11 protein-coding genes and 1 pseudogene are annotated in these 19,518 nt (G+C 71.4%); 6 read left to right on the top strand and 6 right to left on the bottom strand.

What is annotated here, in order from left to right; genetic code table 11:
- Window positions 1-7: 7 nt before the first annotated feature.
- A complete protein-coding gene (locus tag D9V36_RS20795) occupies window positions 8-982 on the top strand; it encodes a cation diffusion facilitator family transporter (RefSeq protein WP_129298569.1) in 975 nt (324 codons plus the stop codon).
- Window positions 983-1,466: 484 nt separating this feature from the next.
- Here D9V36_RS20795 and D9V36_RS20790 read toward each other — a convergent pair whose 3' ends face one another.
- The gene (locus D9V36_RS20790; RefSeq protein ID WP_129298568.1) at window positions 1,467-3,296 is read right to left on the bottom strand and encodes a S9 family peptidase; all 1,830 of its coding nucleotides are present in this window, start codon (window positions 3,294-3,296) and stop codon (window positions 1,467-1,469) included.
- A gap of 261 nt (window positions 3,297-3,557) precedes the next feature.
- Here D9V36_RS20790 and D9V36_RS20785 point away from each other — a divergent pair, with 261 nt between their 5' ends.
- Window positions 3,558-4,391 (top strand): class I SAM-dependent methyltransferase, encoded by an 834-nt coding sequence (locus D9V36_RS20785; protein ID WP_129295110.1) that lies wholly within the window; start codon window positions 3,558-3,560, stop codon window positions 4,389-4,391.
- A 73-nt stretch (window positions 4,392-4,464) separates the two neighbouring features.
- Here D9V36_RS20785 and D9V36_RS20780 read toward each other — a convergent pair whose 3' ends face one another.
- Both D9V36_RS20780 and D9V36_RS20775 read right to left on the bottom strand, forming a co-directional pair.
- Window positions 4,465-5,757, bottom strand: coding sequence for a cytochrome P450 family protein (locus D9V36_RS20780; protein WP_129295109.1), 1,293 nt, complete (start codon window positions 5,755-5,757; stop codon window positions 4,465-4,467).
- Window positions 5,758-5,942: 185 nt separating this feature from the next.
- Entirely contained in the window at window positions 5,943-6,629 is a 687-nt protein-coding gene (locus tag D9V36_RS20775) for a TetR/AcrR family transcriptional regulator (RefSeq protein WP_241720956.1), read from the bottom strand.
- Window positions 6,630-7,464: 835 nt separating this feature from the next.
- Here D9V36_RS20775 and D9V36_RS20770 point away from each other — a divergent pair.
- Both D9V36_RS20770 and D9V36_RS20765 read left to right on the top strand, forming a co-directional pair.
- On the top strand, window positions 7,465-9,561 hold the full coding sequence (locus D9V36_RS20770; protein ID WP_129295107.1) for a bifunctional polysaccharide deacetylase/glycosyltransferase family 2 protein: 2,097 nt from the start codon (window positions 7,465-7,467) through the stop codon (window positions 9,559-9,561).
- Between the two features lie 422 nt (window positions 9,562-9,983).
- A complete protein-coding gene (locus tag D9V36_RS20765) occupies window positions 9,984-11,192 on the top strand; it encodes an LCP family protein (protein ID WP_241720955.1) in 1,209 nt (402 codons plus the stop codon).
- 139 nt (window positions 11,193-11,331) lie between these two features.
- On the opposite strand, the gene D9V36_RS20760 is transcribed toward D9V36_RS20765, so the two are convergent.
- Window positions 11,332-11,784: a DoxX family membrane protein gene (locus D9V36_RS20760; protein ID WP_129298566.1), complete on the bottom strand. Its 453-nt coding sequence runs from the start codon at window positions 11,782-11,784 to the stop codon at window positions 11,332-11,334.
- 190 nt (window positions 11,785-11,974) lie between these two features.
- Here D9V36_RS20760 and D9V36_RS20755 point away from each other — a divergent pair, with 190 nt between their 5' ends.
- Complete coding sequence (locus D9V36_RS20755; protein WP_129295106.1) at window positions 11,975-13,192, top strand: amidohydrolase family protein; 1,218 nt, start codon at window positions 11,975-11,977, stop codon at window positions 13,190-13,192.
- A 68-nt stretch (window positions 13,193-13,260) separates the two neighbouring features.
- Here D9V36_RS20755 and D9V36_RS20750 read toward each other — a convergent pair whose 3' ends face one another.
- Together D9V36_RS20750 and D9V36_RS20745 are read right to left on the bottom strand one after the other, a co-directional pair.
- A complete protein-coding gene (locus tag D9V36_RS20750) occupies window positions 13,261-14,049 on the bottom strand; it encodes a GntR family transcriptional regulator (protein WP_129295105.1) in 789 nt (262 codons plus the stop codon).
- A gap of 473 nt (window positions 14,050-14,522) precedes the next feature.
- Entirely contained in the window at window positions 14,523-18,566 is a 4,044-nt protein-coding gene (locus D9V36_RS20745) for a WD40 repeat domain-containing protein (RefSeq protein WP_129295104.1), read from the bottom strand.
- 605 nt (window positions 18,567-19,171) lie between these two features.
- On the opposite strand from D9V36_RS20745, the pseudogene D9V36_RS43085 reads away from it, so the two are divergent.
- Window positions 19,172-19,324, top strand: a pseudogene (locus tag D9V36_RS43085) (methyltransferase domain-containing protein); the annotation flags it as partial.
- Window positions 19,325-19,518: the final 194 nt, after the last annotated feature.

Below are 19,518 nucleotides of genomic sequence, written 5' to 3'. Positions count from 1 at the left end.
GTCACGGATCCGGCATCGGATCGTTCACCTCGTCACCCCGCACAGCCATGACGCCATGGACAAGATCGATACCGCGATGGAGACCTCCCGCGAGGGCCTGCGCACTCTGTGGCTCTCGCTCGGCATCCTGGGCCTGACCAGCGCGATCCAGCTGGTGGTCGTGGTGTTGTCGGGGTCGGTGGCGCTGCTCGGCGACACCATCCACAACGCTGCCGACGCCCTGACCGCCGTTCCGCTGGGCATCGCCTTCGTCCTCGGGCGCCGGGCCGCGAACCGCCGCTACACCTATGGCTACGGCCGGGCCGAGGACCTTGCGGGTATCGCGATCGTGCTGACGATCGCCGTCTCCTCGGCGCTGGCCGCCTACGAGGCCGTGGACCGGCTGCTGAACCCCCGCGACATCACCCACCTGTGGGCGGTGGCAGCGGCCGCCGTAGCCGGGTTCATCGGCAACGAATGGGTGGCCCGCTACCGCATCCGCACCGGGCGCAGGATCGGGTCGGCCGCGCTGGTGGCCGACGGCCTGCACGCCCGTACCGACGGTTTCACCTCCCTCGCCGTCCTCTTCAGCGCGGGCGGCGCGGCCCTCGGCTGGCGGGTGGCCGACCCGCTCATCGGCCTGCTGATCACCGCCGCCATCCTCATGGTGCTGCGCGACGCCGCCAAGGAGGTCTACCGGCGGCTGATGGACTGCGTCGACCCCGGACTCATCGACGCCGCCGAGAAGGCTCTGCGCACCGTGGACGGCGTCCGTGGCATCGGCCAGGTCCGTATGCGCTGGATCGGCCATACCCTGCGGGCCGAGGCCGACATCGTCGTGGACTCCCGTCTCACCGTGGTGCAGGCCCATGCCCTCGCCGTCGCCGCGGAACACGCCCTGATCCACGCCGTCCCCCGGCTCACCGCCGCGACCGTGCACACCGACCACACCAGCGAGGGCACCGATCCCCATGCGGCGCTGGCGCATCACGGCACTGCTTGACGGGGCCCTGCTCCGCTCGGCCCTGCTCTCCCCGGGGCCCCCGCCCCCGCCCCTCCCCACCCCTCCCGACCCACCCCACCACCGATCACCCCTCACCGACCTCCGGCCCTCGGCGGCGGCTATGGCCACCGAGGGCACTTCGCGCGGCAGGGGGCCACCGGGGGCGCTTCGCGCGGCAGGGGGCCACCGGGGGCGCTTCGCGCGGGAGGCAGAGGCGCCCCGGACGCGCGCTCCCGAGCCACAGGGCATCTCCCCCATGGTTGGTGCCACCCATGGGCAGTGCCCCCGCGGCCGACCGCCCGAGACCCGGGACACTCAGCCGGCTCTGCCCTGGTGCCACCCGCCCCGCCCGGGCTCCGTGAGCGCGCCCTCCCTGGAGCCCGGCAGCCCCCCCGTGGGGCGCCCCCGGGGCTGTCCGCCCCTCTCCGCCTCCTCTCGGCTCCTCTCCCCCTCCTCCCCCGTCTCTCCCCCGTCCCTCCCGTGCCTAGCTCTTCTCGATCACATACCGCTGGGCGAAGTCGAGCTCCAGGCGGACCTGCTTGATGCGCTCCTCCACGACCAGGGAGCCGTGGCCGGCGTCGTAGCGGTAGACCTCGTGCGGATGGCCGCGGTCCTCCAGCCGCTGGACGTAGTTCTCCACCTGCTGGATCGGGCAGCGCGGGTCGTTGACGCCCGCGGAGATGTAGACCGGTGCCCGCACCGCGTCCACATAAGTCAGTGGCGACGACGCCTCGAAGCGTTCCGGGACCTCCTCGGGGGTGCCGCCCAGCAGGGTCCGGTCCATCGCCTTGAGGGCTTCCATCTCGTCGTTGTACGCCGTGACGTAGTCCGCGACCGGGACCGCCGCCAGGCCCACCGCCCAGGCATCCGGCTGGGTGCCGAGCCCCAGCAGGGTCAGATAGCCACCCCATGAGCCGCCCGACAGCACCAGCCGCTCCGGATCCGCCAGTCCGGACGAGACCGCCCATTCGCGGACCGCGTCGATGTCCTCCAGCTCGATCAGCCCGACACGATGCTTGAGCGCATCGGTCCAGGCGCGGCCGTAGCCGGTCGAGCCGCGGTAATTGACGCGCACGACCGCGAAGCCGTGGTCCACCCAGGCCGCGGGGGACGAGGCGAAGGCGTCGCTGTCGTGCCAGGTCGGGCCGCCGTGAATGTCGAAGACCGTCGGGAAGGGGCCCTCACCGGCCGGCTGCTGCACCAGCGCATGGATCCGGCCGCCCGGGCCCTCCACCCACACGTCCCGTACGGGCACCGAACCGGGCGCCTTTCCACCGGGCGGGTCCAGCACGACCTTGCCGCTCGTCGACCGCACCTCCGGGGGCTGTGCCGCCGACGACCACAGGAACTCCACCGTTCCGTCCGGCCGTGCCGTCGCACCCGAGACCGAGCCGGTTGGGGTCTCGACCCGCGTCAGCCGGGGACCGCCGGGCGCGGCAGCCGCGTCCGTGGCGCCGGCCGGAGCACCGCTGCCGCCCGGCCGGCCCAGCTCGTAGCGCCACAGCTCGCTCCGTGCCTGGTACTCGTGCTCCACCAGCAGTGCCGACCCGTCGGGATACCAGTCGGCACCCACGTCTCCGGGCAGGTCTATCTCCAGGGCCGTCTCCGTCCCCGTCAGCGGATCCCAGATCATCGGCTCCCAGCGGCCCCGCCGCTGGTGCCCCACCAGCAGCCGGGCATCCCCGTCCACCGGTGCGAACCCCATCACCGACAGGCCCAGCTCCTCGGTCCCGCCCTTGGTGTCGTCCAGCTCCGCGACCGTGGACCCGTCGGGCCGTACGACGCGGATCGCGGAGTGCATCGCATCGCCGTGTTCGGTGTGCTCAAGGGCGATCAGCGAGCCGTCGTGCGAGAGATCGCCGACGCCCGCCGACTCGCGGTGCCGGTAGATCTCCGCCGGCGCCTCACCCGGCCGTACGACGTGGACCGTCGAGCCCTCCTCGTCCGTGGAGCACCCGATGACCGCCGTGCCGTCCCGGCTGATCGCCAGCCCTCCCGGATACGAGGCGGCGAGCCCCGGGGTGGCCGGCTCGTCCGGGCCGCCGGCGAACGGCTGCCGCATCCAGACGCCGAACTCGTCCCCGTCGGTGTCCGAGAACCACCAGATCCACTCGCCGTCCGGCGACAGCGTCCCGTCCGTCGTGCCGTTCGGCCGGTCCGTGGCCCGCCGCCGGCTGCCGGTCGCCCGGTCCCAGGCGTACAGCTCGAAGGTGCCGGTGGCGTTCGAGACGAACAGGGAGCGGTCCGGGGCGTCCTCGGCCCAGTCCGGCAGCCCGATCCGCGGCGCACGGAAGCGCTTCTCCCAGTCCGGCATCGCGGCATCCGCGCCGCGGGTATCCGCCGGGCCGCCCGAGTCCCCGGCCGCACCGCCCGTCACCGCTGCCGGGTCGGCCGGGGCCGTCCCCGCGACGGCGGTGTGGTGGGAATTGGCCGTTGACGCGTGTGAAGAGTGCGAAGGGTTCGGAGCGGTGGCGGGGCCTGGGTCTGCGGTCGTCTCGTCAGTCATGGGCCCATTCTGCGCCCGGCGCCGGAAATCCGTTGGCGAGGGCCACAAGGCTGTGGATAACTTCGCCGAATGCGAAGACACACCGGTCCCGATGACTGGTGGGAGGCCAATCGCGCGCTGTGGGACGAGCGCGTGGCCATCCACACCGTGAGCGATTTCTACGATCAGGAAGGATTCCGCAGGGCGCGCGACGTACTCCGCGATTTCGAGGTTGCGGAGGTCGGGGACGTCACCGGGCGGTCCCTCCTCCACCTCCAGTGCCATTTCGGCCAGGACACCCTCTCCTGGGCCCATCGCGGTGCGGACCGGGTCGTCGGCCTGGACTTCTCCGAACCCGCGATCGACACCGCCCGTGAGCTGGCCGCCGAGTTCGGCTACGGCCCGGACCGCGCCGCGTTCGTCGTCGCCGACGTCTACGACGCCGCCGAAGCCGTCCCCGACACCGCGTACGACATCGTCTACACCGGCATCGGCGCCCTGAACTGGCTCCCGGACCTGCAGCGCTGGGCCGACACCGCCGCCTGTCTCGTCGCTCCCGGCGGCTTCCTCTACCTCGCCGAATTCCACCCGCTGTGCGACGCCCTGGACGACGAGACCGGATCGCGCCTCGTCCACGACTACTTCAGCCGCGATGCATGGGTGGAGGAGGTCCCCGGTACGTACACGGATTTCGCCGCACCGACGGTCAACAACCGCAGCGTCGAATGGCAGCACCCGCTCGGCGATGTCGTCTCGGCCCTGGCCGGCGCCGGCCTGCGCATCGACTTCCTGCACGAACACGACATGACGATGTTCCAGCGCTTCGCCGCCCTGCGACGTGACGACGACGGCTATCACCGGTTCCCCGGCGACCGGCCTCGCGTCCCCCTCATGTATTCACTGAAGGCGAGTCGTACTCGCTGAAGGCGAGCCGTATCCGCCGAACCCCGGCCCCCCCCCGGCAGGCCGCCCGAGCGGCCTGCCGGGGGGGCTGCGCTCACCCCAACCGCACCGGCAGCGCGTTCAGCCGCCAGTTGCCCGGCAGGGGCGTCCGCTCCAGGCGCTCCGGAGCGATGCCCAGCGTCATCTTCGGGTAGTGCGCGAGCAGTTTGCCGAAGGCGACTTCGCCCTCCTGCTTGGCGAGTGTGGCGCCCAGGCAGTAGTGCGCCCCATGGCCGAAACCCACATGGTTCTCCGCATGTCCCGCGGGGTGGCGGGTCAGATCGAGGCGATCGGGGTCGGTGTAGTGGCGGGGGTCGAAGTTCGCCGACACCAGGATGAGTTGGACGGCGTCGCCACGGTGGATCGTGGTGCCGGCCAGGTCGACGTCGGTGGCGGCGTAACGCAGCTGGGTCATCTGCACCGGCCCGCACCAGCGCATCAGCTCGTGGACGGCACGGGGGAGCAGGGCCGGGTCGTCCTGGAGCAGGCGCAGCTGGTCGGGGTGGGTGAGCAGCGCCGCCGTGCCGTTGCTGATGAGGTGAGCGGTGGTCTCGTGACCGGCGAGGACGAGCGTGAGGATCAGGGTGACCATCTCGACGTCGCTGAGCCGGCCGCCGTCGTCGTCATGGGTGCGGATCAGCTCGCTGAGCAGATCGTCGGTGAGCGCGCCGCGCCGCTCCCGGACCATCCGGTGGATGTGCTCGATCATCGGCGGGAACGAGGCGGTGAGCCGGTCCGGCTCCATCGAGACGAGGTCGGCGCCCCATTTCCGCCACTGCGGGCGGTCCGCTTCGGGTATGCCGACCAGTTCGCAGATGACGGTGATCGGCAGCGGGTAGGCGAAGTGCCGGATGAGATCGACGACGCCGTCCTCGGCGTGCTCGGGCAGCCGGGCCAGCAGGGCGTCGGCGATCTGCTCGACCCGCGGCCGCAGGTCGGTGATCTTGCGGGCGGTGAAGGCCCGCGACACCAGGCGGCGCAGCCGGGTGTGGTCGGGGGCGTCGTAATTGAGAATCGATCCGAGCAGGTAGGGGCGGAGGTGCTCGGGGAGGCCCAGCATGTCCATCAGCCTGGTGAGCGGGTTGCCCTCGGCCGCGTGGCCCAGGGACGGCGCCGCCGGGTTGTTCACGAACCGCTGGTCGCGGAGGACTTGGCGGACCTCCTCGAACCGCGTCACCAGCCAGACGGGTGTGTCGTCCATGAAGCGGCCGCGGACGACCGGGCCCTGCTCGCGCAGCGCGCCGTAGCCGGCGAACGGGTCGGTGATCAGCGCCGGGTCCATCACATTCGGCTCGCCCGGGTGTTTCCCGACGTGTGCAGCGAACGGTGAGGTGGGTAATGCCGACATCTTTCGTTCTCCTCCGGGTCGGGAGTCGGTCTGGGAGTCGGTGTGGGAAGTCGGTGTGGGAGGTGGGTCTGGGAGGCCGGTGTGACAGGTGGGTCTGGGAGTCGGTCCCGGTACCGGTCGCGCCGCCGTGGCAGGCGGACCGGGCAGGACCGGACGGACCGGGCGGACCAAGCGGACCAGCCGGATCAGTCGCGTACCTGCCGGCGGATCTCGCGCAGCGTGAGTTCCCCGAACTGTTCGTAGAGCGCGATGATTTCCGGTGCGGCCGCGGCCGCGGCCTTCTGTCCGCCGGGGGTCTCCAGTGCGCCGCGGACCGTCCGGGCGAGTATGTCGGCGCGTACCTCCCCGGCGACCGGGGCCCGGCCGGCGAGCAGGGCCTCGCCCGTGAAGAAGCCGGTGGCCATGGCCATCAGGGCGTACTGCTGGTGGTGCACCTCGAGGTCGTCGTGCACCAGGCCGTGCGCACGCAGCACTTCGAGATGGCGGCACAGCATCCGGTCGCCTTCGGCTATCAGCTCGGTGAGTTCCTTCTTGGCGGTGTCGTTGAGCCGGCCGAGGACATCGGCATCGCCGGTGTATACGGCCCGCAGCACCGGATCGTTCAGGAAGTCGCAGAAGAGCCCGCGCAGCATCCGGCTCGGCAGGATCTCCAGCGGCTCGGCGCGCATGCGCTCCAACTGGAGGTGATGGTTGCGGAACTGGCTCCGCAGGACGACCGCCAGGAACAGCGCGTCCTTGGTCTTCCAGTGGAGGTAGACCGTGCCCTTGCCGACCTTGGCGCGCCGGGCGATCTCGTCGATCGTCACCCGGTCGTAGCCCCAGGCGAGGAGCAGGTCCCCGGCCACGTCGAGGATGCGTCCACGACGCTCCACCCGGTCCACGGTCAGCCCCCCTCTGACTTCGTGACCAGGTTTCATATCTGGTCACGGAGTCAACGCTAGATCCGTCGGAACGGTGGGATAAGGGCTATTCCGGCCAGGAGTTGGCCGGACGGGTCTTCGCGAGCGTGCCGGGGTGAGTCGGCGTCAGGTGTTAGAACACTCTCAAAACGGGGTGGCCCGACGCTGTGGAGTGAAGTGCGCCAGGCCGCGCGCGACGTGCCCGAGACCGGCTGTGACCTGGTCATATGTGCGCGGGGTGCGGGAGTGTGGGCGGTGCGGCGCAGCGCTGTCAAGGTGACGAGAGATGTTCGAAGTTCTCCACTGCCGAGGGTGACTGGTGAGTACACTCGCCGACCATGTGTGAGGCCAGCCGGAACACAAAACGGCAAAATATACCCGTTTCTCAGCCATGTGCCGACGCTTCGGTCAGGCAGGGAAAGGCTGTGCGGAACCCGGCCGCCGCTGTCGGATGCGCTCCCCGGTGGGCGTTCGCCGATGGCGACGGGTGGGTTCCGACCGGGCGAGTGGCCGTGACGGGCAGAGCGGCCAAGTCCTCGGCCTCCGAGGACATTGTGCCGTTTCCCCGCTCCGTCACGGCGGCCGCCCCGACGGTCACCGCCGGCACCCGCAGCGCCTGCACTACCCCCACATCCCCCACCCCCACACCCCCCATGACCCCCACATTTCGCATCACCCCCCACATTCCCCCACATCCCCAGTCCCCCACACTCCTCCACACCCCCACCACCGCCTCTCTCCCGAGACACCCCGCCCCGGCCGCGTCCGAGACCGTTCCGGCCGCGCCCGATATCGATCCGGGTGCGACGTGAGGGCCCGGAACAACCGGGGCAGGCATGCCCAGTCCCGTGACCCGCGCGGCCATTGGCTGCTGCTGAGTCTTGTGCTGCCCCTGGTGTTCGGTGCCCTGTTCTTCGAGGGCTGGACCACCCATGAGGTGGATGCCGCCAAGGTCCGCAGCGACTGCACCCAGCCCGTGCCGCCCGCGGTGGAGAAGGGCGGCCCGGTGGTGGATCTTCGCGGCGGCGCCGTGAAGACCGCCGCGATGCCGGCCCGTACGGTGGCGCTCACCTACGACGGCGGACCCGACCCGGTGTGGACGCCGCGGCTGCTCGACCTGCTGCGCAAGCACCACGTCCACGCCACCTTCTTCCTGTACGGCGCCCAAGCCGCCCAACACCCGGACCTGGTACGGAGGATCAGGGACGAGGGCCATGAGATCGGCTCGAACACCTACACCGGCGCGGTCATGGGCGAGGCCTCGCCCCTGCGTGCCGGGCTGGAGCTCTCGCTGACGCAGAAGGCGCTGGCCGGCACGGCGGGCATCCACACCAGGCTGCTGCGGCTGCCGCAGACCACCTCGTCGGACACCATGTGCGGCGCGGAGTGGAAGGCCGCCAAGAAGGCCGGCGCGGAGGGCTACACACTGGTCGCCGCCGACCGGTGGTACCGCAAGCCGGCGCAGGGCCTCATCCGGCAGTTCGGCCAGAACGACACCGCCTACAAGGACACCGAGCGGCTGCTCGCCGACCGGAACGTCGACAAGTTCACCACCGTGACGGCAGGGGCCAAGCTGGCCCCGGCCGAGAAGACGGTCTCCGGCACCGAACAGGCGCTGGGCACGGCCCTGGTCTGGGCCAAGGTCGCCGGCTACACCTTCGTGCACGGCATGACCTGGGTGCTGGGCATCGCCGGCACCCTGGGCGTGCTGCGGCTGGCGTCCCTCGTCGTCTTCGCCCGGACGCACGTCCGGCGGCTGACCCGCTTCCGTCCCGGCTCCCCCTGGCTACGGGAGATCGCCGATCCGGTGACGGTGCTCGTGCCCGCCTACAACGAAGAGGCCGGTATCGAGTCCACCGTCCGTTCGCTGCTCGCCTCCGCCTACGTGCAGCTGCAGATCATCGTGATCGACGACGGGTCGACGGACGACACGGCGGACATCGCCGTCCGGATCGGCGATCCCCGCGTGGAGGTGATCCGCCAGTACAACTCGGGCAAGGCGGCCGCCCTCAACACCGGCCTGGCGCACGCCCGGTACGAGATCGTGGTCATGGTCGACGCCGACACGGTCTTCGAACCGGATGCCGTCTACCGGCTGATCCAGCCGCTCGCCCACCCGGCGGTGGGTGCGGTCAGCGGCAACACCAAGGTCGGCAACCGCAGCCGGCTGCTGGGTCAGTGGCAGCACCTGGAGTACGTCTTCGGGTTCAACCTCGACCGGCGGATGTTCGAGGTGCTGGAGTGCATGCCGACGGTCCCCGGCGCCATCGGGGCCTTCCGCCGGGATGCGCTGATGGGCGTCGGCGGCGTCAGCGAGGACACTCTTGCCGAGGACACCGACCTCACCATGGCCCTGTGGCAGGCGGGCTGGCGGGTGGTCTACGAGGAGTCCGCGATCGCCTGGACCGAGGTGCCCACCTCGCTGCGGCAGCTGTGGCGGCAGCGCTACCGCTGGTGCTACGGCACGATCCAGGCGATGTGGAAGCACCGCCGGGCCGTCATCGAAGTGGGTCCTTCGGGGCGGTTCGGACGGCGAGGGCTGAGCTACCTCGCGCTCTTCCAGGTCGCCCTGCCGCTGCTCGCGCCGGTCGTCGACGTCTTCGCGCTGTACGCGGCGCTGTTCCGCGGCCCGGTGCTCGCGGCCACCGTGTGGTTCGGCTTCCTCGGGCTCCAACTGGCCTGTTGTGCCTATGCGTTGAAGCTCGACCGGGAGCCGGTGAAGTCGCTGTGGGCGATGCCGCTCCAGCTCTTCGTCTACCGGCAGCTGATGTATCTGGTGGTCATCCAGTCCGTGGTGGCCTTCCTGCTCGGCACCCGCCTGAAGTGGCAGCGCATGCACCGCTCCGGCACCGCGGCCCAGCAGATCGGCCAGTCGGTCGCGTACGAGGGCCTGACGTCGAGATGACCCCGTAACGGGCCCTGGGGGCGTCCGTACGGCCATGCGCCGTGCGGACACCCCGGGGCACCGGCGGTTGGCCCGATCCGCTCTCGCACCCGCCCGTTCACTTGTGCGGATCTGGGCACCCTTAGGTGAAGAGAACATGACATTGGAGGCTTCCGCGCATGACCGATTGGCTGGACGGGTCGCCCGATACCTGGCGGGGCGGCCAAACCGAGGCGGCATACCCCGGCCCCGGGCAGGTGTGGCCCCCGGAGGAGCACCCGCCCCAGACGTATCCGCCCCAGGGGCCTGCGCCCCAGGCGTATCCGCCCCAGGAGGTGTACCCGCCCCAGGCGTATCCGCCCCAGGAGGTGTACTCGACCCAGGAGCTTCCGTACTGGCCGCACCCGTCTCAGGAGTCTCCGTCTCAGGAGCCTCCGCCTCAGATGCACTGGCCCCGGATGGACCCGGGAGGGCCCCTCGACAGCTCGCTGCCCGGCGTCCGGGCGCCCGCACCGGCGCCGGCGCCTCCGGTCCGGTTCGAGGCACCCGGCGGGAACGACGGGCGCGCGGGCCGGCCCGGCCGCGTGGGCCCCGAACCCGGCCGCGTGGGCCCCGAACCCGGGCGCGCGGGCCGCAGCCGGCGCGCCGCCCGCTCCTCCCCGCGCCGCCGCCGGATCCGGCGGACGGCGATCCTCTTGGTGACCGTCCTGCTCAGCGGCTCCCTCGGCAGCTACGTCTGGGCCGACACCCAGCTCAACCGCGAGGTCGACCTGGACAAGATCGCGGACCGGATGCCGCCGGGCCGCGGGACCAACTACCTGATCGTGGGCTCCGACAGCCGGGTGGGCCTCTCCGACCGGGCCAAGAAGGACCTGCACACCGGTGGTTCGGCCGACGCGGGCCGCCGCACCGACTCGATGATCCTGCTGCACACCGGCGCCAACGGCACGACGATGGTGAGCCTGCCGCGCGACTCCTGGGTGACCATCCCGCCGTACATCCGCCCCGACACCGGCAAGCACTACGCCGCGGCGAAGAACAAGCTCAATGCGGCATTCTCGTTCGGCGGCCCCGATCTGCTCGTCCGGACCATCGAGCGCAACACGGGCGTGCACGTCGACCACTACACGGAGATCGGGTTCGCCGGTTTCGTGGGCATCGTCGACGCCATCGGCGGCGTCCCGATCTGCCTGGACCACGGCGTCAAGGACAAGAAGTCGGGCGCGAACCTCAAGAAGGGCTGCCAGACCCTCGACGGCCGTACGGCACTGGCCTTCGTCCGCCAGCGCCACCAGGAGGCCCAGGGCGACCTCGGCCGGAGCCAGAACCAGCAGAAGTTCCTGGCCGCCCTCGCCCGCAAGGCCGCCACGCCCGACATCCTGCTCGACCCGGCCAAGGTCTACCCGACCATGAGCGCGGGCCTCGGCACGCTCATCGTCGACAAGGACACCGGCCTGACCAACCTCACCTCGCTGTTCAAGGCGATGAAGGGGGTCACGGCGGGCGACGGCAAGCGGCTCAACGTCCCCGTGTCGAACCTCAACCTCCGCACCCCCAAGGGCAGCGCCGTGCAGTGGAACGAGGCGAAGGCGAAGGAACTCTTCAACGAGCTGAACGACGACCGGCCGGTGACGGTCGGGGAGAAGGGCTGACCCGCCGCGCACGGGCCTACGGCCGATCAGCCTCCCGGGCCACCCCACGCCCGGGGAGCTGAACGACCGGGGGCCCGTGCGCTCCGGGCACCGCCCCGCGAACCGCCGCTCCCGCCGCGGGCCGTCACGCCGCAAAGCCCTACCAGCGGAACAGGCCCAGCGCGCTGTCGAGCGACCAGCTCTGCCAGCTCATGGCGAGCAGCCCCGTCAGGGAGATCAGGGCCATCATCAGGTTCTGCCCCTGCTCCGCCCAGTCGTGGATCATCAGCACGAGGTAGACCAGGTTGAGCACCAGCCCGGCGACCAGGGCTATCGGCGTCAGGAATCCCGCGATCAGCCCGAGGCCGAGAGCGAGTTCGGCGTAGGCGACCAGGTACGCCATCGGACGGGGGCGGGGCTTCACGAAGCGGTCGAAGCCCCTGCGGACCACGGGCCACCGGTGATCTGCCGCGATGCCGGCCGCCCAGGTGATGCCGCCGCCCGCGAACCAGGTCTTCTTGTCCTTGTGGCGCCAGCTCTCCAGCCACCACAGCCCCAGGCCGATACGGAGGACGGCGAGCCACTCGGCGCCGCTGAGCCAGACCGTCTGCATGCTGCCCCTCGATTCGTCCATCCAATGTGACGATGCGTCAGTTCAGCGGATGCCGCGCCATCCCGCAAGGGGCGCAGTTCCCCCAGCTCGCCTTGTCGTTGCCGGGGCGAGCCCATAACCTCGAAACTGATGGACCGTCAGAATCCGGGTTCCGGTGGGCGCCTCACCGGCGGGCAGTTGGGGGTACAGCGTGAGCAGCAACGAGAGCGGCACGGCGGAGCTTCCCAGGATCATCAGCGTGGACGATCACGTGATCGAGCCCGCGCACCTCTTCGACACCTGGCTTCCGAAGAAATACCGGGACAGGGGGCCCAAACCCTTCACCGCAGGGATCGGCGAGCTGGAGTACGTCGGCGGGAAGTACCGGTTCACCACGGACCCGGAGGGCCAGCTCACCGACTGGTGGGAGTACGAGGGCCTGATCTTCCCGTACAAACGCATCATCGCCGCCGTGGGATTCTCCCGCGACGAGATGACGCTGGACGGGATCACCCGGGAGCAGATGCGGCGCGGGTGCTGGGACCCGAAGGCACGGCTGGCGGACATGGACGTCAACCACGTCGAGGCGTCGCTCTGCTTCCCGACGTTCCCGCGCTTTTGCGGGCAGACCTTCGCCGAGGCCGGGGACAAGGAGGTCGGGCTCGCGTGCGTCCGGGCGTACAACGACTGGATGGTGGAGGAGTGGTGCGGGGACAGCGGCGGGCGGCTGATCCCGCTGTGCCTGATCCCGCTGTGGGACATCGAGCTGGCCGTCGCCGAGATCCGGCGCAACGCCGCCCGCGGGGTGCGGGCGGTGACCTTCAGCGAGATCCCCACCTACCTGGGGCTGCCGTCCATCCACTCCGGGTACTGGGACCCGTTCTTCGCCGCGTGCGAGGAGACCGGGACCGTCGTGAACATGCACATCGGCTCGTCGTCGCAGATGCCGGCCGCCTCACCGGACGCGCCGCCCGCCGTGCAGGCCTCCCTGAGCTTCAACAACGCGATGGCCTCGATGATGGACTTCCTGTTCAGCGGCGTCCTGGTGAAGTTCCCCCGGCTGAAGCTGGCGTACAGCGAGGGCCAGATGGGGTGGATCCCCTACGCCCTGGAGCGCGCCGATGACGTCTGGGAGGAGCACCGGGCGTGGGGCGGGGTCAAGGACCTGATCCCCGAGCCGCCGTCGTCGTACTACTACCGGCAGGTTTTCTGCTGCTTCTTCCGCGACCGGCACGGCATCGAGGCGATCGAGACGGTGGGGGTCGACAACGCGACCTTCGAGACCGACTACCCGCACGTCGACTCGACCTGGCCGCACACGAAGGAGGTGGCCGCCGAGCACGTGGCGGGGCTGCCGGCGGAGGTGACGTACAAGATCCTCAGGGGGAACGCCATCCGGATGCTGGACCTCGCGTTCGACCGGGACTGACCAGGCCTCGCGTCCGGCCGGGCCCGGCTCGGGGCCGGTCTCGTGCCGCAGGGAAGGCCGGCCGTCACTCACCACCGTTCCAGGGGCGTGACGAACAGCATTTCCGTGCGGTCACCGGGCAGGACGACATCGGAGACGCCCACGATCCGGTCGTTGACGTCGATCGAGGTCTTCCGGAGGACGAGCACCGACGTCCCGGGCGGCAGTTCCAGCTCCGCCGCCTCTTCGGGGGCCGGCGGGCGGGCGGTGACGCGCTCCTCGATGCGGCCCAGCTCGATGCCGAGGGTGTAGAGCTGGGCCTGCGACCCGCCCGGCCAGGGCTCCTTGGTCTCGTCCAGCAGGTCGGGGTTCTCAGCGATCATGTCGCGGACGAGGTAGGAGGTCATCAGGCTGAAGGGCGCGCTCTCGGCCGCCTGCCGCGTTCTGTAGCGGCGTTCGAGAAGCGCAGTGCCCTCCGGCAGGGCGAAGGCCCGCGCCAGGTCCTCGTCCGCCTCGGTCTCGCGGTACGACGCGTGGAACACCAGGGCGTCGGAGCGCAGACCGGTGTCCCGCTCGGTGCCGCCGGTCCGGGCCCGCTCCTCCAGCGGCTCACGCGCCCGGCTCTTCTCCCACTGGTGGCCGAGGTTCGTGCGCGCGGCAACGGTGCGCGCGCGCCGGACGACCATCCCGCGCCCGTACTGCTTCTCGATGAGGCCTTCCTCGCACAGGAACCGCAGAGCGCCCCGGACGGCCGGCACGCTCCGCCCGAACTCCTCGGCGAGCTCCGCCTCCGGGGGCAGCCGGTCGCCGGGCTTCCACCGGCCCGCCCGGACGGCCTGCCGGAGCCGGCCCGCGATCCGCTCGTACGTCACTGCCATGCCTGCTCACCGTTCCGTCGCTCGGCGCCCGGCCGGGCCGGACGTCCCGACGGCGCCACTTTATGGCTCGTCACGAGCCGTTGACGTGGCAGAAGCGTCCAGATGGCCGAAGCCCGCGCGCGGCCGGCGACTCTTTCCGGGGGCGGCGCGGCCACCACGGCGAACCCGGCTCAGGGGCGGCGGGGAGGTGCGAAGAAGGAGGGAGCGACGGTCCGCGTTTCGCACCGGACATGGAAATGCCCGACCGCTGGCGACGGGGGATGCACCAGCGGTCGGACTGTAGCCAAGGTTAACAAGGTTGATTGCGTGGTGGAGCAAACTACCCTGACACAATGCGGGGTTGTGATCGGGATCACGTTCCCCGGTCCGTCGCGGGGGCGGAACGCCAAGGGGAGCCCAGGGCGGTCCGGGGGCTTCCCGCCCGGTGCCCGGACGGGAAGCCGCGGGCGCGGGCTGCCGGCCGTGCGGCCCGGTCACTCGTCGCACGGAGGCTCGTAGGAGAGGCGGGGCAGATACTCCTGCCACCTCTCCGGGGTCAGCACGCCCCGGGTGGTCGAGCAGATGCGGCGCATGGCCGCATGGGTGTCCAGATCCCACAGCCGGACCGTATCGGCGCCGCTCGACACTCCGAGCATGTGGCTCTTGGGGCGGAAGGCCAGGAAGTTGCCCGTCTTGGCGTGGGGGCTGACCGACTCCCCGATGGGAGTGGCCCTGGAAGGATGGGCGACGTTCCAGAGCCGGATCATGTCGTCGTCGCCGCCGCTCGCCAGGGTGCGGCCGTCCTGGCTGAAGGTCACCGACGTGATCGCTTCGGTGTGGCCCGTGAGGGTGGCGAGCCGGGTGGCTTTACGGGGGTCGGTGACGTTCCAGAGCCGGACCGTATTGTCGTCGCTGCCGCTGGCCAGGGTATGGCCGTCCGGGCTGTAGGCGAGTCTGTTGACGGGTCCCAGGTGTCCCCTGAGGGGTGTGCCGAGCGGGGTGGCATGGCGAGGGTCGGTCATGTTCCAGAGCCGGATGGTGCCGTCGGCGCTGCCGCTGGCGAGCGTACGGCCGTCCGGGCTGACGACCAGGGAGTTGACGTAGCCCGTGTGGCCCGAGAGCACGCGGCCGAGTGGACGCGGGCGGGACGGGTCGCCGACGTTCCACAGCTGAATGGTGCGGTCGTCGTAGGCAGTTGCCAGTGTGTGCCCGTCCGGGCTGAAGGCCAGCGAGTCCACGTACCGGGTCCGCAGGGTGACGGGCGGCCCGTAGGGGACGGGCCGCTTCGGGTCGGTCACGTTCCACAGACGCAGCTCGCGGCGTCCGGTCCGCACCGCGAGCAGGCGGCCGTCGGGGGAGAACGCCATCGACCGCGTCTCCCCCTCCCCGGGCTTGAACGGTGTGCCCAGCAAGGTGGTCCGGTGCGGAGTCCGCACGTTCCACAGCCGGACCCGTTCGTCGTCCGCGGCCGTTGCCAGCACCTGCCCGTCCGGGCGGAACGCTCCCGTGCGGCCGATCATGTCCGTCGGCGGCATCGACCACAGGCGGACCGTGTTGTCGCCGCTCCCGGTGGCGAGGCTTCGCCCGTCCGGGCTGAAGCCCACGGCGTACATCTCGTCACTGCTGCCGGCGAGGGGCTGGCCGATCTGCGAGGGGTAGGCCGGATTGCTGACGTTCCACAGGCTCGCCGTTCTGTCCGCGCTGCCGGCGACGAGCATGGTCCCGTCGGGGCTGAAAGCCACGGACCACACGGGGCCGGTGTGGCCGGTGAGCGGCGAGCCGAGCGGGGTGACGTGACGTGGAGCGGCCGCGTTCCAGAGCCGGATGGTGTCGTCGTCGCTGCCGCTGGCGAGAGTGCGGCCGTCCGGACTGAAGGCCAGGGAGTGCACCGTGCCCTTGTGGCCGGTCAGCGGCCTGCCGACCGGCCTCGGACGACGCCGGTCGGCCATGTCCCACAGCCTGATCGTGTCGTCGTCGCCACCGGCCGCCAGCGTCCGCCCGTCGGGGCTGAACGCCACCGAGCGCACGGCGGCGGTGTGGCCGGTCAGCACACCGAGCCGTCTCGGCCGGCGCACGTTGCCCACGTCCCACAGGCGGACGGTGTGTTCCTCGTCGGCGGCCGCCAGCGTGCGTCCGTCCGGGCTGAAGGCGAGCAGGAAGATCGTGCCGTCGTGGCCGGTCAAGGGCGCACCGATCGGGCGCGGGTGACGGGGGTCGCGCACATCCCAGAGCCGGACCGTGCCGTCGTCCGAAGCGCTGGCCAGGGTGTGTCCGTCCGGGCTGAAGACGGCGGTGCTCACCCAGCTCGTGTGTCCGGTGAGGGGCTTGCCCAGGGGCCTGGGGTGCGTCGGGTCCGCCACGTCCCACAGCCGGACGGTGCGGTCGTAGCTCGCGGTGGCCAGGACCCGTCCGTTCGGGCTGAACGTGGTGAGGTAGACGGCGCCGGTGTGGCCGAGGAGCGGCGTGGCCAGTGGCGCGTTCACCGTCGAGAGCAGCCGGTTGTCCGTGCCGTCGTCGTCCGGCCGCAGGCGGTGCGCCACCAGGTCGAGCTGCGCGGACAGCGACGGATCCGTCAACTGGACGCGGTCGGCTTCGGCGAGCACCTGCGCGAACACGGCGTCGTCCCGCTGCTGCCAGGCGACCAGCGCCGAACCGACGGCCATGACCGCCAGGACGGCCAGAGCCGACACCGCACCACGGCTGATCCGGGCCGTGCGCTTGCGCAGCTTCACCGAAGCGGCCAGGAATTCCACCGCGCTCCGGGTCAGAAAGGTGTCACCGGCGGACTGCGCCCAGGTACGGGCCTGTTCCAGCCGCGAACCCCGGTAGAGCAGCGAGGTGTCACGGTGAGCCTCCTCCCAGGCTCTGCCGTCCTCCTCCAGCCGCTGGCGCAGCAGGTTGCCGGCCCGGTCCTCGTCGATCCAGTCGCGCAGACGTGGCCAGGCGTGCAGCAGCGCTTCATGGGTGATCTCCACGGCCTCCGCGTCGAGTGTCACCAGCCGGGCGTGCACCAGCGCTTCCAGCGATTCCTCGGTCTTGCGGGGGTCGGCGGACTCGTCCGCCAGCTGGCGCCGGGTCCCCCGCCGACGGGTGGCCTGGGTGTCCTCGCCCAGCCGGACCAGCCTGAGCAGGAGCAGCCGCGCGGCCGTCCGTGCCGTCGGGTCGAGACCGGACCAGGCCCGCTCGGCGGTCGCCGCCACCGCTCCCTGGATGCCGCCCGCTGCGCGGTAGCCGGCCAGCGTCAGCTTGCCCGCCTTCCGCCGCTGCCAGGTGGCGAGCAGGGCGTGGGAGAGGAGGGGCAGCACCCCCGCGTCATGCGTCGTGCCGGGACCGTCGGCGCTCACCTCCCGGACGACCAGCTCCGCCAGCCCCGGTTCGAGTTCCAGGCCCACGGCCTTGGCCGGGCCGGTCACCGCTTCGCGCAGCTCCGCGGTGGTCAGCGGGCCGAGCACCATGTGCCGGTGCTGCAGTGCATCGGCCAGTTCGGGATACCCGAGGCACCGGTCGTAGAAGTCGGCGCGTATGCCGAGGATGACGCGCACGGGGGCCGGGGCGTCCGGATCGCCGTGGGTGCAGGCGGCGTGGAGGAGCTGGAGGAAGGCGCGCCGCTCCGCCTCGTCGGAGCAGAGGGTGAACGCCTCCTCGAACTGGTCCACGATGACGACCGGACGCGCGGTGGCGGACGCCTCGCGCCCCGCCCAGGTCCCGACGGCCTCCCGCACCGCACACGCGAAGTGCGCCGTGCCGGGCTCTCGCGCCGCCGATTCCCCCGCGGCGGCCAGCACGGGTGCCAGCTCCGGGATCAGGGAGGTCAGCTCCCCGAGCGGATCGCCTCCCGGCACCAGCTGCAGGACCTTCCCTTCCCGGGCCTTCTCCTCCTGGACCTTCCCCTCCTGCGCCTTCCCTTCCCGGGCGTCCCCCTGCTGGCTTTTCCCGTCGCCCAGCGCGCCGTTGCGCAGTGCGGGCACCAGACCGGCGTTCAGCAGGGAGGACTTCCCGGCCCCCGAGGCACCCACGAGCATGACCAGCCCACCGGTCTTCTCCGCTGCGCGGAGCTGGGCGACGAGGGCATCCGTGCACCGCTCCCGCCCGAAGAACCACCGGGCGTCCTGCTGGCGGTACGAAGCCAGGCCCCGGTACGGGCACACGCCGGGGACGGCCGGGGCCCCGGCCGCGGGGCGCCCCTCCTCTTCCTCGGCCGACGGGGCGCGGTTGCCGACCGCGCGCTCCCACAGGCGCTGCCACTCGGCCGGGTCGTACAGGCCCGCGGACACCGGCGTGGGCCGCTGGAACCGTGCCTGGGGTATCAGGATGTGGAGCACCGCGGCGAGCGCGGGGAACTGAGCGGGTACGTTCTTGGCCCGCCGCCAGTCGCTGATCCGCTGCACGGACACCCGCACGGGCCGCCCTCGTTCATCGACCCGCTGGAGCCGGACGACCGCCTCGGCCACCTTCTTGAGCGGAGGGTTGCCGGCCTCCTTGTACAGCAGCGCGAGACGTTCCGCGAAGGCTGTGCGTGCCCCTGCGTCGGAGCTCACGGCCTCCCCCCTTCCTTCCCCCGCCTCTGGACATCCGGACCGGAAAACTCACCTTAGCGGCCTGACCTGCGGCGAAGCCTGCGGCCCGATACCGGAACCTCCTCAGGGCGAACCTCACCTGGCAGGATCACTTCCAACGGCGCATCAAGAGGTGCCCTACCCCGGCAAGCCACCGGCTCAGCCCCAGGAGAAGCACTTCTTGATGCCTGTCCCGGCCACCTGCTGCCGGACTCACGAGCCAGGTGAAGGTCTCGGCTCATGAGCCCGGGGAACCCGTGGAGCCGGTCCCTCCGGACCGCTCGCACGGTGCCCCCGGAACCCGGCGGCGTCCACGCTCCGCGCCCCAACGCGGACCGTCCCGCCTGCGCCATTCGGCACCGGTCCCCACGAGGGGAGGGACCGGTGACGAATGGCGCGGCGCTGTTCTGCGGCGCGGCCCTGCGCGGCACGGCCGTGACGCGCGCCCCCCACGGCCGTGACGCGCGCCCCCCACGGCCCCCTGGGCGGGGCGCACACGGTGGTCAACGTCGGTGCGGGGGCGGGTTCCTACGAGCCGCCGGCCGCGGAGGTCACTGCCGTGAATCCGTCCCCATCCGTCCCAGGCCATGCCCGGCCGGTATCCGGACCCGAAGAAGGTCCACGCCGGGGCCCGGCAACTGCCGCTTCCGGACGGGGCCTTCGACGCGGCCATGGCGGCCCTCACCGTCCTGACGGCGCACCACCGGCACGACCCGCACCGTGGTCTGCACGAGCTGCGCCGCGTCTCCCGCCGGCCACAGGTCCGGCAGGCAGTCTTCACCCGGGATCCGGAGCACCTGCCGGACCTGTGGCCGGGATGCCGGCCGGCCTCGGCGAAAACAGTGGAGTGTGCCCGAGGTCACAGGGGGTCCGGATTCAAGTCGGCCCCCGTACTGCTCCCCGAACGGCCCGTACAACACATCGGGCCCGGTGC

The organism is Streptomyces lydicus, from assembly GCF_004125265.1.
Lineage (GTDB): Bacteria > Actinomycetota > Actinomycetes > Streptomycetales > Streptomycetaceae > Streptomyces > Streptomyces lydicus_C.
The sequence above is the reverse complement of the archived record's forward strand: the minus strand, read 5'-3'. Positions and strand labels throughout refer to the sequence as shown.

Coding starts and splice junctions, on each gene's coding strand:
- D9V36_RS20785 (WP_129295110.1), top strand. CDS start 3,558: ATGCGAAGACACACCGGTCCCGATGACTGGTGGGAGGCCAATCGCGCG.
- D9V36_RS20750 (WP_129295105.1), bottom strand. CDS start 14,049: ATGGCAGTGACGTACGAGCGGATCGCGGGCCGGCTCCGGCAGGCCGTC.
- D9V36_RS20780 (WP_129295109.1), bottom strand. CDS start 5,757: ATGTCGGCATTACCCACCTCACCGTTCGCTGCACACGTCGGGAAACAC.
- D9V36_RS20760 (WP_129298566.1), bottom strand. CDS start 11,784: ATGCAGACGGTCTGGCTCAGCGGCGCCGAGTGGCTCGCCGTCCTCCGT.
- D9V36_RS20790 (WP_129298568.1), bottom strand. CDS start 3,296: ATGCCGGACTGGGAGAAGCGCTTCCGTGCGCCGCGGATCGGGCTGCCG.
- D9V36_RS20765 (WP_241720955.1), top strand. CDS start 9,984: ATGCACTGGCCCCGGATGGACCCGGGAGGGCCCCTCGACAGCTCGCTG.